General features: G+C 53.6%; 13 protein-coding genes. 5 read left to right on the plus strand and 8 right to left on the minus strand.

Going from position 1 to position 14018, the window contains the following annotated elements:
- From AMM48_RS22120 to AMM48_RS00020, 4 genes are all read left to right on the plus strand, one after another.
- On the plus strand, positions 1-607 hold a 607-nt coding region (locus AMM48_RS22120), incomplete at its 5' end, for a hypothetical protein (RefSeq protein ID WP_198413483.1).
- A gap of 165 nt (positions 608-772) precedes the next feature.
- Positions 773-1198: a tripartite tricarboxylate transporter TctB family protein gene (locus AMM48_RS00010; protein WP_022733344.1), complete on the plus strand. Its 426-nt coding sequence runs from the start codon at positions 773-775 to the stop codon at positions 1196-1198.
- Between the two features lie 38 nt (positions 1199-1236).
- A complete protein-coding gene (locus AMM48_RS00015; protein WP_102782426.1) occupies positions 1237-2730 on the plus strand; it encodes a tripartite tricarboxylate transporter permease in 1494 nt (497 codons plus the stop codon).
- A gap of 201 nt (positions 2731-2931) precedes the next feature.
- Positions 2932-3972 carry a LacI family DNA-binding transcriptional regulator gene (locus AMM48_RS00020; RefSeq protein ID WP_244271062.1) on the plus strand — a complete coding sequence of 347 codons (1041 nt, stop codon included), beginning with the start codon at positions 2932-2934 and terminating at the stop codon, positions 3970-3972.
- 2 nt (positions 3973-3974) lie between these two features.
- On the opposite strand, the gene fdhD is transcribed toward AMM48_RS00020, so the two are convergent.
- The 8 genes from fdhD to AMM48_RS00060 all read right to left on the minus strand — a co-directional run bounded on the left by fdhD (position 3975) and on the right by AMM48_RS00060 (position 13345).
- Complete coding sequence (fdhD, locus tag AMM48_RS00025; protein ID WP_102782427.1) at positions 3975-4784, minus strand: formate dehydrogenase accessory sulfurtransferase FdhD; 810 nt, start codon at positions 4782-4784, stop codon at positions 3975-3977.
- Entirely contained in the window at positions 4781-5005 is a 225-nt protein-coding gene (locus AMM48_RS00030) for a formate dehydrogenase subunit delta (protein WP_102782428.1), read from the minus strand. Before AMM48_RS00030 ends, fdhD begins: the two co-directional genes overlap by 4 nt.
- Positions 5006-5099: 94 nt before the next feature.
- Complete coding sequence (gene fdhF / locus AMM48_RS00035) at positions 5100-7979, minus strand: formate dehydrogenase subunit alpha (RefSeq protein ID WP_102782429.1); 2880 nt, start codon at positions 7977-7979, stop codon at positions 5100-5102.
- Positions 7980-7984: 5 nt separating this feature from the next.
- Positions 7985-9541: an NADH-quinone oxidoreductase subunit NuoF gene (locus AMM48_RS00040; protein WP_102782430.1), complete on the minus strand. Its 1557-nt coding sequence runs from the start codon at positions 9539-9541 to the stop codon at positions 7985-7987.
- On the minus strand, positions 9538-10011 hold the full coding sequence (locus AMM48_RS00045; protein WP_102782431.1) for a formate dehydrogenase subunit gamma: 474 nt from the start codon (positions 10009-10011) through the stop codon (positions 9538-9540). Before AMM48_RS00045 ends, AMM48_RS00040 begins: the two co-directional genes overlap by 4 nt.
- Before the next feature lie 136 nt (positions 10012-10147).
- Positions 10148-11041, minus strand: a complete 894-nt coding sequence (locus tag AMM48_RS00050; RefSeq protein ID WP_102782460.1) for a LysR family transcriptional regulator — start codon at positions 11039-11041, stop codon at positions 10148-10150.
- Between the two features lie 244 nt (positions 11042-11285).
- Positions 11286-13013, minus strand: a complete 1728-nt coding sequence (locus AMM48_RS00055; RefSeq protein WP_102782432.1) for an OFA family MFS transporter — start codon at positions 13011-13013, stop codon at positions 11286-11288.
- The gene (locus tag AMM48_RS00060; protein WP_146030360.1) at positions 12998-13345 is read right to left on the minus strand and encodes a hypothetical protein; all 348 of its coding nucleotides are present in this window, start codon (positions 13343-13345) and stop codon (positions 12998-13000) included. The genes AMM48_RS00055 and AMM48_RS00060 overlap by 16 nt, the downstream gene beginning before the upstream one ends.
- 220 nt (positions 13346-13565) lie before the next feature.
- Here AMM48_RS00060 and AMM48_RS00065 point away from each other — a divergent pair, with 220 nt between their 5' ends.
- Positions 13566-13988, plus strand: a complete 423-nt coding sequence (locus AMM48_RS00065) for a VOC family protein (RefSeq protein WP_102782434.1) — start codon at positions 13566-13568, stop codon at positions 13986-13988.
- The last annotated feature ends 30 nt before the right edge of the window (positions 13989-14018 follow it).

Raw genomic sequence — 14018 nt, forward strand, 5'->3', positions numbered from 1 at the left:
TGGTCAACGCGTTCGCGTTGCCATTCAGGCCGGTGGTGTTTCGGAAATCGGGTTCTCGGCTCTGAAAAACGCTGTCAAAGTGACCCATCCGGGTGCCGAAGAAAACATTGTTCCGGTCAACACCGGGTCGCAGGCAGATAAAAATCAGTTGATGTTTGATGGTCAGGCCGATGTCATCAACGGGTCGGTTCAGGCCAACGAACAGTTCACCCAGCTTGATGCAGATGATCAAAAAGCAATGCGCTTTATCTGGTTGACCGCCCGCGAAGAGACCATCGAACAGGCAAACCCTGAAGGCATGGGCGACACCACCCGTGACGAACTTCTGGCATTCACCACCCCGAATGTCAGCGTCACCCTTGATGGTTCAAAAGACTTCACCTTCGACAAGGAATTCTTCTTCCTGTTCAACAAGGACATGGATGCCGAACAGATTGCGGCCATCGACACCGCACTGAAAGAAATCTATGCCGCTGGTGATATCCAGAAAACGCAAAAAGCATCGTTCTTCATCCCGAACTACAAGCCGCAGGCCGAAGCTGCGACTTACCTGAAGGCAAAACGTGACGAATATCGTCATGTCATCGACGCGATTGCGACCAACTAAAATACTGGATGGCCCGGCATTGATGTGCCGGGCCGCTCCTGCCTGCTCGGGTCAATGCGTGTGGTCGCCCGCCGCTATTTCCCGTAAAATAAGCCTGACCTGATTTCCTAATTCCATGAAAATGCGTAACGTAGGGTCAAAACAGGCACATCCCGGAGGCGTCCCATGTCATTTGACTCCCCTTTTCATGTGACAATCGATTTCGATACGTCGCATATGATTTTCCCAACGATCATCGCCATAATCCTGGGAATTCTTTTTACGGCCATTTTGATTACCCGCGGGCGCACGATGCTTGCCACGATTACCAATGGCCCATGGTGGCCTGCTGGCATCGATCATATGCGCTTTTTCGGAACACTGGTCCTGACGGTCATCTATTTTACGGCCATGCCATCGGTTGGGGACTTCTTCCCAAATACAGGACTTGGGTTTTACCTGTGTTCGATCCCGTACCTGTTTGCGCTAAGCACCCTTTTCCTGCACGAGCGCACCCGACGGACATTGTTGATCGCAGGCGCAAACGCCCTGATCGCGCCAACCATCGTCTGGTACATCCTGTCCGAACTTTTCAACATTTCGCTGCCATAAGGGCCTGCCCCGGCACGGATTGAGCCAAGAGATTTATCATGGAACTCCTATCCATTCTGACGCCGATGTTTTTCACATTGGTTACCGCGGGCACTGTGATCGGCATCATTTTCGGCGCTATTCCGGGCATGACCGCCACCATGGCCGTTGCCGTGTGTTTGCCGCTGACCTATTCGCTTGGCCTTGAAAACGGCCTCGCCCTGTTGCTTGGGCTGTATGTTGGCGGGATTTCCGGCGGGCTGGTTCCTGCCATTTTGCTCAACATTCCGGGCACGCCGTCATCGATCACTACGACGCTTGATGGTTATCCGATGACCCAGAACGGCGAAGGCGAACGCGCGCTTAAAATCGGGATTACATCATCTCTGATCGGCGGGTTGTTCAGTCTTGCCGCCCTTTATCTGTTTGCCCCGGCCTTGGCCGATTTTGCCATCAAGTTTTCCTATATCGAAAAATTCCTGATCATCTTCTTTGCCTTGACCGTCATGGCCGCTCTTTCAAGCAGCCTTTTGGTCGGTATTTTCAGCGGTTTTCTGGGTATTTTCATCAGCCTGATTGGTGCCTATGACATTTCGCGCGGCGGCAATGGTGAATTGCGCCTCGTGCCTGAGTTCCTTGAATACTATCTCGAAAGCGGCTTTTCGTTACTGCCGGTTCTGATCGGTCTGTTTGGCCTTGCCACCATCCTGATCGAAGCCGAACAAGGCATGAAAGAAGGGCAAAGCTTGTCGGGGGTCAAGATTGGTGGAAAGCCGTTCAAACTTTCCATCTTTAAAGGTCAGTTCGTCAATCTGTTCCGTTCATCGGCCATCGGCACCTTTGTCGGCATTCTGCCCGGTGTTGGCGGCAGTGCCGCATCCATTCTGGCCTATAGTCAGGAAAAGAACTTTTCCAAAACCCCTGAAAAATTCGGCAAGGGTGAGCCAGCCGGTGTGATTGCATCAGAAAGTGCCAATAATGGCCTGACGGGCGGCGCATTGGTACCGCTATTGTCGCTTGGCATTCCCGGTGACTCAACCACCGCCATCCTGATCGGCGCCTTTACCCTGCAAGGCATTCAGGTCGGCCCCCTGTTTATCGGCAACAACCCGGTGACATGGGATGCCATGATCATTGCCATGCTGGTAGCCAACATTGTCATGTTTCTGGTTATGGTATTTGCCATCCGGCACCTGGCCAAGGTCGTGACGGTACCCAAAAACATCCTGTTCCCGATCATTCTGATGATGTGTGTTGTCGGGGCCTATACGATTAATTACGGCGTGATGTTCGATGTCTGGACGCTTTTGATCTTTGGTCTGTTTGGCTATCTGGCACACAAGATCGGGCTTGAAATTGCGCCGTTTATCATCGGCTTTATTCTCGGCCCATCGGCGGAAATCTATTTCGTAAAAAGTCTGGAATCCTTTGGCACGTTTTCGATCTTCTTTACCAAAAGCTGGATCGCCGGACTGCTGTGGGTTCTGATTGCGATATCGATTGCGTTTTCGATTTCCGTTGCATGGAAAAAGAACAAGACAGAAAACGAGTGAGTCTGGGCAAGAAGCAACAACCTCTTCAGCCTCCTCCCTGTGCTGTGGAGTGGCTTTTACCCGAGCCACGCTTCTTGCCCACCCTACTGGGCTGATGTAGTGTTCAGAGCAATCGAAAGACCGGCTCTGAACATTTCGCTTTCGCACTTTTGCCCTTACGTTGTTTTGGCGCAAGGGCCTCAGATCAAGAGACAAAACAACTTGTCACGCATAGCAAAACACAGCGATCCGGTTATCACCGCCGACCTTAAAAGCGGCTCCGTCACGATGGAGACGGTCGGACGTATTGCTGGCGTATCGCAAGTCACGGTATCGCGTGCGCTCAATGACCCTAAAAAGGTATCGGCGGCAACGCTTAAACGCATTCAGGATGCGATTGAGCTAACCGGCTATGTGCCCAACATGGTTGCCGGGGCGCTCGCATCACGGCGCAGCCAATTAATTGCCGCCCTCGTGCCATCGATCACCAATGTGATCTATTCCGATCTGATGCAAAACTTCATCGATGTCATTCGCGGGTCGGGTTATCACGTTCTGATGGCGGAAACCGGCTTTTCACAGGACGAGGAACAGGCTGTCCTGTCGACCATGCTGTCGCGCCGCCCCGATGGCATTCTTTTGACCGGCATCCATCATTCGCCCGGATGCAAACGGATGTTGCTGGGGGCAGGCATTCCAGTGGTTGAAGTCTGGGACATGACGGAAAACCCGCTGGATGTCTGTATTGGCTTTTCCCACATCAAGGCCGGCGAGGAAATGGCAAAGTATGCCGTTTCCCACGGCTATGAGCATGCCTTGATCGTCTCAGCCGGGGATGAACGCGCATTGCGCCGCAAAGACAGCTTTGCCGCCCAATTTTCTCAACTAACCGGCAATGCCCCGACCGAAGTCCTTTACGAAACAGGCGCAACCATTGAACGCGGGCGCAACGGCCTTACCCATGGTCTCAAACAGGGCTTTAAAAACGGGATTGTCATGTGCAGCTCTGATCTTTTGGCCCATGGTATTTTGATCGAGGCCCAGTCACGCGGCCTTCGTGTCCCCGAAGACATTGCCGTTCTGGGCTTTGGCAATCAGAACTTCGCACCTTTTACCCTGCCTGCCCTGAGTACGGTTGAAGTCAACCGCACCCATTTGGGAAAACAGGCTGCAGAAGCCCTGATTGCCCGGATCAACAATCAGCCCCTGCCAAACAATTCGATTGATATCGGATTTGAAATCATTGCGCGCGCATCAACCTGATATCAGGCGAACCGGCGAAACAACCCACGCCGTTCGCGGCATATCATGGTAAGCCCCGCCTGCCGCGCCAAATTAACTGCAGTCAGTGTTGGCCCCGACAGGGTCACAAGCCCTCCCACCCCGCATTGCACAGTCTTGGTCACAATTTCGTATGAACACCGGCTGGTCATCAGGATAAAGCCACCGGCAGTATCGATCCCCTGACGGGCAACTGCACCCAACACTTTATCAAGCGCGTTATGACGTCCGATATCTTCACGGACCAGTTGGATGTTACCGCTAACATCGACAAAGGCGCTGGCATGCAACAGCCCGCCACCTTGGCGGTTGCGGGTTTGATGATCTGGCAGTGCGTCAATCGCCCGAAGCACAATATCCTGCGCCATATTACCCGGTGTCACGGTGCCGATTTTATCCATCGAGACCGCATCAAGCGATTGCACGCCGCACAATCCGCAGCCAGACCGCCCTTCAAGGGTGCGTTGGCGGTCTTCAAGACGGTCAAACACGTCTTCGTGCAGATCAGCCTCAATCACATAGCCCTGAAGAGTTTTACGCACGTCACGCAAGGTGATTTGCGAAACATTATCGGCAATGCCTTCGGACAGGGCAAAACCGACCATGAAATCTTCGAGATCATGCGGAGACACCATCATCACTGCATGCGATTGCCCGTTAAAGGTCAATGCAGCCGGGATTTCCGGCTGCAAGATCATGGGCGCATCATCATTGCCGTCATCACGCGATACCGCGCGCGCCATATCAAGGTCTCGACCATCAACAATATAATTGTCTGATGATTTGGGTTTCATGCGGTTTCTTTGACCTTGCGGATCGCCGGAGCGGCTTCGAGAACCAGTGGCTCGAAGCCATCATGCCCATCCGCAATCATGTCAAACAGCTGCTTACGCATGCGTGGATCCCAAAAATCGCTGATATGACCGGCAACTCCGGCAACCCCTTCGTCGTGGGGTTTGGATTTGAAAAAAGTCGCGATCTGATTGGCCATATAGACAAGCTTATCAGGTGCCATTGGTGCTTACTCTTTACTTGTAAACTTTTCTTTACACGGAAATACCGCGCACTGTGCTGTTCGAACGATCATAGCACAGTGCGCGGCAGTTTATCTATTCGGCGGCATCGACGCGCGGTTTGATCCGACGCGACTGTTCTGCCTGACGATCATATTCGACCTGCCAGTCACTTGGCCCGTTGCTTGACGAGACCTGCACCGCTGTCACCTTATATTCTGGGCAGTTGGTTGCCCAGTCGGTAAAATCGGTGGTGATCACGTTGGCCTGGGTGCCCGGATGGTGGAAGGTTGTGTAAACCACACCCGGCGCGACACGGTCGGTAATCGTCGCCCGAAGCGACGTTTCGCCCGACCGCGATGCCAGACGAATCCAGTCACCATCGCGCACCCCGCGTTGCTCGGCGTCATGCGGGTGAATTTCAAGCAAGTCTTCCTTATGCCAGGTCGAATTGGCCGTCCGGCGGGTTTGGGCCCCGACATTATACTGGCTGAGAATACGCCCGGTGGTCAGAAGCAGCGGGAAGCGCGGCCCGGTGCGTTCATCAGTGGCGACATATTCCGTCACCACAAACTTGCCCTTGCCACGGACAAAGCCGTCAATATGCATGACCGGGGTGCCTTTGGGCGCCTTGTCATTACAGGGCCACTGAACCGATCCTTCACGTTCGAGAAGGTCATAATTCACATTGGCAAAGCTTGGCGTGGTGGCGGCAATTTCATCCATCACCTGCGACGGATGGGTGTAATGCCAATCAAGTCCCATCGCACGCGCCAAATTCTGGGTGACTTCCCAATCGGCAAAACCGTTGAGCGGCGTCATGACCTTGCGCACCCGGTTGATACGGCGTTCGGCATTGGTAAATGTGCCGTCCTTTTCAAGGAAGGTCGAACCGGGCAGGAAAACATGGGCATGGTTGGCTGTTTCATTCAAAAACAGGTCATGGACCACAACGCATTCCATCGCGGCCAAACCGGCGGCCACATGTTTGGTATCGGGATCTGATTGCAGGATGTCTTCACCCTGAATGTAAATCCCCTTGAATGTGCCTTCGACAGCCGCATCAAGCATATTAGGAATACGCAAGCCCGGCTCGTCATCCAGTTTAACGCCCCAGATATCTTCGAAAATATCGCGGGTGGCACTGTCCTGAATATGGCGATAGCCCGGCAATTCATGCGGGAAGGAGCCCATATCGCACGCGCCCTGCACGTTATTCTGACCGCGCAACGGGTTCACACCAACCCCCGGACGCCCAAGATTGCCGGTCGCCATGGCAAGGTTGGCAATCGCCATCACGGTTGTCGAGCCTTGGCTGTGCTCCGTAACACCCAGCCCGTAATAGATCGCACCATTGCCACCGGTGGCAAAGGTCCGTGCGGCTGTGCGCATGGTTTGCGCATCCACACCGATCATGTCGGCGATGGCTTCGGGGCTGTGTTTTGGGTCGGAAACAAATGCTGCCCAATCCTGGAACTCATCCCAGTCACAGCGTTCACGGACAAACGCCTCGTCAAACAGGCCCTCGGTCACGATGACATGCGCCAAGGATGTCAGAACCGCAACGTTGGTCCCCGGACGCAACGCGACATGGGCAACGGCCTCAACATGGGGGGTCCGCACAAGATCAATGCGTCGCGGATCAATGACGATCAGCTTCGCCCCTTCGCGCAGACGTTTTTTCAAACGCGATGCAAACACCGGGTGGCCATCGGTCGGGTTAGCCCCGATCAGGATGACAACATCGGTATGTTCAACACTGTCAAAGTCCTGCGTGCCCGCCGATGTGCCAAAGGTCGTTTTCAACCCATAGCCAGTTGGCGAATGACACACACGTGCACAGGTATCGACGTTATTATTGCCAAACCCGGCCCGGATCAGTTTTTGAACAAGGAAGGTTTCCTCGTTCGTGCAGCGCGATGACGTGATGCCCCCAATCGCACCTTTACCATATTGGGCCTGAATGGATCGGAATTTGTCGGCGGTAAAGCGAAGGGCCTCTTCCCAGCTAACTTCCTGCCAAGGGTCCGAGGTATTTTCACGGATCATCGGGTTAAGGATGCGGTCCTTGTGACTGGCATAGCCATAGGCAAAGCGCCCTTTGACACAGGAATGCCCACGGTTGGCTTTGCCGTCCTTATAGGGGACCATGCGCACCAATTCTTCGCCGCGCATTTCCGCCTTGAACGAACATCCGACCCCGCAATACGCACAGGTGGTCACAACCGAATGTTCCGGCTGACCAATTTCAATGATCGATTTTTCCTGCAAGGTCGCGGTTGGGCAGGCCTGAACACAGGCACCACATGACACGCATTCAGAATCAAGAAAATCTTCGTGCATACCCGGTGACACGCGGCTTTCAAACCCGCGGCCTTCGATGGTCAGCGCAAAGGTGCCCTGCACTTCTTCGCAGGCACGCACGCAGCGCGAACAGACAATGCATTTCGACGGGTCATAGGTGAAGTACGGGTTGGTTTCATCCTTTGCCATATAGCGCGGATTTTCTTCGCCGTTGTCGCGGACCTTCACATGATTGCCGCCGTCATAGCCGTAGCGCACATCGCGCAGGCCAACCGCACCGGCCATGTCCTGAAGTTCGCAATCACCATTGGCCGCACAGGTCAGGCAATCAAGCGGATGGTCGGAGATATAAAGCTCCATCACGCCTTTGCGGATTTTCTTTAAACGGTCTGTTTGGGTGCGCACCACCATGCCGTCTGTCGCCGGTGTGGTACAGGATGACGGCGTGCCGTTACGGCCTTCGACCTCAACCAGACACAGGCGGCAGGAGCCAAACGCATCGACCATATCGGTCGCGCAAAGCTTGGGGACCTGAATACCCGCTTCCATCGAGGCGCGCATAACAGATGTGCCCTCGGGAACGGTCACATTGTTACCATCAATGGTCAGCGTGACGGTTTTTTCCGAGTGGGCAGCTGGGGTTCCGTAGTCGACTTCTTTGATCAAGGACATCGTTTTCACTCCGCAGCTATGTCAAGCGCATGAGGCTTGAAATCATCAGGGAAATGGGTCAGTGCGCTCATCACCGGATAAGGCGTAAACCCACCCAAGGCGCACAACGAGCCGAACTTCATCGTGTTACAAAGATCGGTCAGCAATTCGATCTGCAATTCGGGGTCTTCGCCGCGTGCCAGTTTATCAACAACTTCGGTGCCTCGGATTGATCCGATGCGGCATGGCGTGCATTTACCACACGATTCAATTGCACAGAATTCCATGGCAAAACGGGCCTGCTTCATCAGATCAACCGTGTCATCAAAAACAACAACACCGGCATGCCCGATCAGGCCATCCCGCTTGGCGAATTCTTCGTAGTCAAACGGCGTATCAAACAGTTCCTTGGGGAAATACGCGCCCAAAGGACCGCCAACCTGAACAGCCTTAATCGGGCGCCCGGTGGCTGTCCCACCGCCGATCTGTTCGACAATCTCGCCAAGGGTCAGACCAAATCCGACCTCATAAAGCCCGCCATGTTTGACGTTCCCGGCGATCTGTATCGGAATGGTACCACGCGACCGGCCCATGCCGAAATCACGATAATAATCCGCACCCTTTTCCAGAATAACTGGAACCGAACAGAGCGAGATAACATTGTTAACAACCGTTGGACGGCCCATGAACCCTTCGAGTGCTGGCAGTGGTGGCTTGGCACGGACAACACCGCGCTTGCCTTCCATACTGTTAAGAAGCGATGTTTCCTCGCCGCAAACATAGGCACCCGCACCCATGCGGACTTCCATATCGAACGTCTTGCCCGATTCAAGGATATTGTCGCCCAAAACGCCGTTGGCACGTGCAACTTCGATGGCTTCGTTCATGATGCGGATGGCAGCAGGATATTCCGACCGGGTGTAGACATATCCCTTGGTCGCACCGGTGGCCAAACCAGCAATGATCATGCCTTCGATCAGGACAAACGGTTCACCTTCCATAATCATACGGTCGGCAAACGTGCCGCTGTCGCCCTCGTCGGCATTACAGACAATGTATTTCTGCTCCGCCGGGGCTTGGCGCACGGTGTTCCATTTTATGCCCGTCGGGAAACCGGCACCGCCGCGCCCACGCAGGCCGCTATCGGTCACGGACTGGACAATTTGCTCATCCGTCATTTCAAGTGCGTTTTTAAGACCGGTAAGTCCGTCGTAGGCCCGGTAATCTTCAAGCGACACCGGATCGATAAAGCCACAACGCTGGAATGTCAGGCGGGTCTGACTTTTAAGAAACGGGATATTTTCCGTGCGACCAAGGTAAAGCTTGTGCTCACCACCGGTCAGGAAGTCGGCTGCAAACAACGTATCGACATCTTCCGGAGTTACCGGGCCATAGGCCACACGACCGTGCGATGTTTCGACCTCAACCATCGGTTCAAGCCAGTACATGCCAAACGATCCGTTGCGCACGACTTTAACATCTGCTCCGGCTGTTGTGGCCTTTTTGGCGATCGCGGTTGCGACATCATCTGCACCAAGGGCAACAGAGCCGGAGTCTAGCGGGACATAAACCTTGATACTCATGACCCCACCTCATCGAGAATGCGGTTCATGCGGTCTTTGCTGACCCGGCCAACCACCTTGCCATCAACCATGGCCGCCGGTGCACAGGCACACAGACCAAGACAGAAAACAGGTTCAAGCGTGACTTTGTGATCGCTGGTTGTTTGCGACCAATCGACTTTAAGGCGACTTTTGGCATGATCGCCAAGATCATCTGCCCCCATCGCCTGACAGGCTTCCGCCCGGCAGATCTTAATCACATGCTTGCCCGCTTTTTCTTCGCGGAAGTCATGATAGAAACTGGCAACCCCATGGACTTCCGCCCGGCTGAGATTGAGTTTTTTCGAAATGGTCTGGAGCGCGCCTTCGGGAATATAGCCGAATTCTTCCTGCACCTCATGCAGGATTGGCAATAATGGGCCTTCAAGTGCAGCCATGCTGTCACAAATTGACGCAACGCGGACGCTGTGTTCCTCGGTATTAGTCGACATGCAAGCCTCTCTCACTTAGCAGTCTATTGAATTCTTTGTTCTTTTGGTTTGTTATTTTTATAAGTGTCGGTCAAACACACCGGGTGTTCAATAAAGCCGTCCCGTTACGCGATAGCGTAAACCTATCAAACGGTTTTCACGCCCGTTCGAGTTCCGACAACAGCTTGGCTTCTTTCAACAAAGCCGAAACCACTGGCGTTGCCGGTTCACGCTTGACCGCAATCATCCCGACAAGGTGGGCCGCATCGGGTTCCACAATCGGGATCGATTTGACCCGGTCATGTATGCTGAATTCCTTGATCATTTTAACCGGCATGATGCTGGCCCAGTTTCCCGTATGCACATGGGTAAACAGGGCAATCATCGAATCACTTTCAAGTGTCGGGCTGATCTTTGCCCCGGCCTCGCTGAGATGCTGATTGATGATCCGCCGGTTCTGCATATCAGGTGTCAACAGACAAAGCGGAAACTTCGCAGCTTCTTGCCAGGTAATGCTATCACGGTCCCCGATATCGGCGAAATTCGATGTCACCAGATGATAGCGTTCGTAATAAAGCGGGATCGACGTCACCCGCCCCAGCGGTTCGTTATCAAGGTAAGTAATCCCGACATCGATTTGCAGATTATCCAGCAATGCCTGAATTTCGGTCGACGTCCGCGACAAAACCGCAAAGGTCACATCGGGATGCTTTTCACGAAACGGGGTGGTCAGTTCCTGAACCATCGAAAGGGCGGTGGGGATAACGGCAATCTGTACCTGCCCGGTCAGGCCAAACCGCATGGCGCGCATTTCATCGCGCATCGAACGCGTGCTGCCAACAATATGGCGCGCCCATTCCAGAACACGTTCACCTTCGGGAGTTAGGCCTTGATACCGTGATCCGCGCTTGACCAGCACAACACCAAGGTGATCTTCAAGCTGACGCAGCGCACTGGACAGCGTTGGCTGTGTCACGCCGCAGTGTTCGGCGGCATGGCCAAAATGCTGCTCACGGGCGAGCACCATAAACATTTCGAGTTTATCGATCATTTTGTATCCGGCATCGAAAGATGCGATGCGCTTTGTGACATTGGGTGCTGTCTTAAGTTTGCTGTCTGGCACTATCGAACAGCCAATCAGACAGCCTTCATACGTGCAAAGTGCCCTTGTTGCAGGATAACCGATTGTCCCTACAGACTAAAAGGTTATTCCTGCAACAGGACGCGGGTTGGCAGACAGAACGCCAACCCGACGGAACCGACCACGGGTACGGTGGTCGGTTCCTGGGGCCTGATTACGCTTCGGACGCTGCTTTTGCGCCTGAACCGCTTTCCTGTGTTTCCATGTAATGCTTGTCATCAATCGGACGGATCATTTTGTTGGCGATCAAGGCAATCCCCAACAGAGCCGCCATGGCATACATGGTAGTGTTATACAGGCTTGATGTCGGATCGACCGTTCCAGCCGGTGCGATTTCCATCAGACGACCAATCGTAACGGTTTTCGCCGCAACCAATTGGTCAAGCTGTTCAAGACCTGCACCGAATTTGGCCTGGAAGGCCGCCGGATCAATCTTGGCGGCCAGATCCTTGATCGAATTGGTGACCGAGGTTTGACGCAACTGGGTAATGGCCAGCGGACCAAGCACACCAGCAGTACTCCAGGCAGTCAAAAGACGGCCATGGATGCCACCGACATATTTGGTGCCAAAGATATCGGCAAGATACGCCGGAATGGTTGCAAAGCCACCGCCATACATCGTGAAGATGATCATGGTCGCGGCATAGAACATCACGAGATATGTGACAGCCGGATTGACGCTGACCTGCTGTGCAGAATACGGGATCGACAGATACAGAATGATCCCAAGAATGACAAAGCAGTAATAGGTGTTCTTACGCCCGATATAATCCGAGATAGACGCCCAGAAGAACCGACCACACATGTTAAAGACCGAAATCATAAACACATATGTTGCGGCAAAAGCCGAATTGACAATCAAGGGCAAAGTCGAGCCAAAGATTTCAAACATCATGGTTTTGGCAACACCAATCACCCCGATGCCTGCGGTCACGTTAAAGCACAGCACAATCCAGATCAGATAGAATTGCGGGGTTTTAAGCGCCTGATCAATGTGAACGTTTTTCTGCGTGATCATGCGTTTGGACGCAGCATCGGCAGTCGGTGGCGTCCAACCGGCTGGCAACCAGCCTTCACGTGGAACGCGGTAAGAGAACGACGCGATCAACATGACGACGAAGTAGGCAACACCAAGGGTAAAGAACGTTCCTGCAGCACCAGTGTTACCCGTGCCAGCGACATAAACGCCCTCTTCGATCGGAACCGGGGCGGCTGCGACCTGCGCGGCACCAGCGACAACGACTTCGACCATCTGGCCGCCGACTTCTGCCATGCGCTTGCCACCTTCGGTAACAAGGTTAACAGCACTTTCAGCACCAAGATATTGCGGCACCTGATAGAAAGCAGCCAGCAGGCTTTCCTTGATCGGGGTTGCGATCATCGCACCACCGCCAAAGCCCATGATCGCCATGCCGGTCGCCATGCCACGCCGATCAGGGAACCAGCGGATCAGGGTTGAAACCGGCGAAACATAACCAAGCCCAAGTCCGGCCCCGCCAATCACACCATATCCAAGATAAACCAGCCACAATTGGTGGGAGGCAATCCCAAGTCCGCCAACGATGAAACCACCGCCCCAGCAGAATGCGGCGACAACGCCAACCATGCGCGGACCAACTTCTTCAAGCCACTTGCCCCCAAATGCAGCAGCAAGACCAAGACTTACGATCGCAACAGAGAAAATCCAGACGACTGATTGCAGGCCCCAGTCACCGGAGCTTGCCGCGACCACACCAAATTCCTTGATCAGGGCCGGGTTAAAGATGCTCCAGGCATAGACAGAGCCGATGCACAGATGGATGGCGATAGATGCCGGCGGCACCTTCCAGCGGTTGAAATCGTCACCAGCGACGATATGTTCTTTCTTTAGCCGATCAAACATGAAGTTGTTTCCTCCCGGTAGTATGACTTTTTCTTGCCCGGACCATGCAGTTTCACCTGATGGTGCAGGGCAAACGCGATTAGACCCGGAATTCTCAACGTGGCAATTGTCATGCCATTGCCCGTTTTGGTTGATTTTCTGTCAGTTTTCGACACCAACCCATCATATTGCAGCGCACGCACATGGACAAAATGTCCAAACATTTGAACTTGGAAAAACTTTAAACGGACAAAATGTCCATTCGCATTTGCAGCATTTCCACCCAAGACATGCGCGGTGGGGTCGTGGTCAAAAATGGACTCTTCGCATGATAAATCAGCGACATAAGACAAGAACAAACCGGCCTTTCGAAAAGTGCCAAACCCCTTAAGTTTTGAGGTCAGGAGTTTTGCCTTCTTGGGTCTGCTCTGATATAGATGTGATTGTCTGAAACAGGTTAGGTTCGGTGCGGTTAGCCCGGCCCCCGCGACAGCGGGTCCTTCCGTTGCAAATTAACGGCCCAAGACTTTCAAGGTGTACGCAAGGTGCGTATGCCAACAGAAAGGATTGGACATGCAACAACAGATTTCCGTCATAACCCTTGGCATAGCAGACCTCACGCGTTCACGTCGTTTCTATATCGACGGGTTTGGCTGGTCGCCCGTTTTTGAGAACAAAGAAATCATATTCTACCAAATGAATGGGTTTGTTCTGGGCACCTGGCTTGAAAAAGCCCTGATGAAGGACATGAACCGTCCTTCGGACGGATTGGCTTCGGCCCATGCATTGGCACACAATGTAGCCCGTAAGGAAGATGTAGAGCCCCTGATGCAACGATTGATCAATGCCGGTGGCAAGATGCTGCGACCGGCAGATACGCCCGTGCATGGTGGCTTTAGGGGATATGTCGCGGATCCAGACGGTCACGCATGGGAAACCGCATGGAATGCGGCGTGGACTATTGATGAACACGGCCATGTGACGTTTGGCCTTTAAACAGAGCCGCAATCCGACAACAGGTCCGGA

Origin of the sequence: Thalassospira sp. GB04J01 (assembly GCF_000751115.1) — a bacterium.
GTDB classification, from domain to species: Bacteria; Pseudomonadota; Alphaproteobacteria; order Rhodospirillales; family Thalassospiraceae; genus Thalassospira; species Thalassospira lucentensis.

Coding starts and splice junctions, on each gene's coding strand:
- AMM48_RS00055 (WP_102782432.1), bottom strand. CDS start 13,013: ATGTTTGATCGGCTAAAGAAAGAACATATCGTCGCTGGTGACGATTTC.
- fdhF (WP_102782429.1), bottom strand. CDS start 7,979: ATGTCCTTGATCAAAGAAGTCGACTACGGAACCCCAGCTGCCCACTCG.
- AMM48_RS00015 (WP_102782426.1), top strand. CDS start 1,237: ATGGAACTCCTATCCATTCTGACGCCGATGTTTTTCACATTGGTTACC.
- AMM48_RS00040 (WP_102782430.1), bottom strand. CDS start 9,541: ATGAGTATCAAGGTTTATGTCCCGCTAGACTCCGGCTCTGTTGCCCTT.
- AMM48_RS00065 (WP_102782434.1), top strand. CDS start 13,566: ATGCAACAACAGATTTCCGTCATAACCCTTGGCATAGCAGACCTCACG.
- AMM48_RS00050 (WP_102782460.1), bottom strand. CDS start 11,041: ATGATCGATAAACTCGAAATGTTTATGGTGCTCGCCCGTGAGCAGCAT.
- AMM48_RS00030 (WP_102782428.1), bottom strand. CDS start 5,005: ATGGCACCTGATAAGCTTGTCTATATGGCCAATCAGATCGCGACTTTT.
- AMM48_RS00010 (WP_022733344.1), top strand. CDS start 773: ATGTCATTTGACTCCCCTTTTCATGTGACAATCGATTTCGATACGTCG.
- AMM48_RS00045 (WP_102782431.1), bottom strand. CDS start 10,011: ATGTCGACTAATACCGAGGAACACAGCGTCCGCGTTGCGTCAATTTGT.
- fdhD (WP_102782427.1), bottom strand. CDS start 4,784: ATGAAACCCAAATCATCAGACAATTATATTGTTGATGGTCGAGACCTT.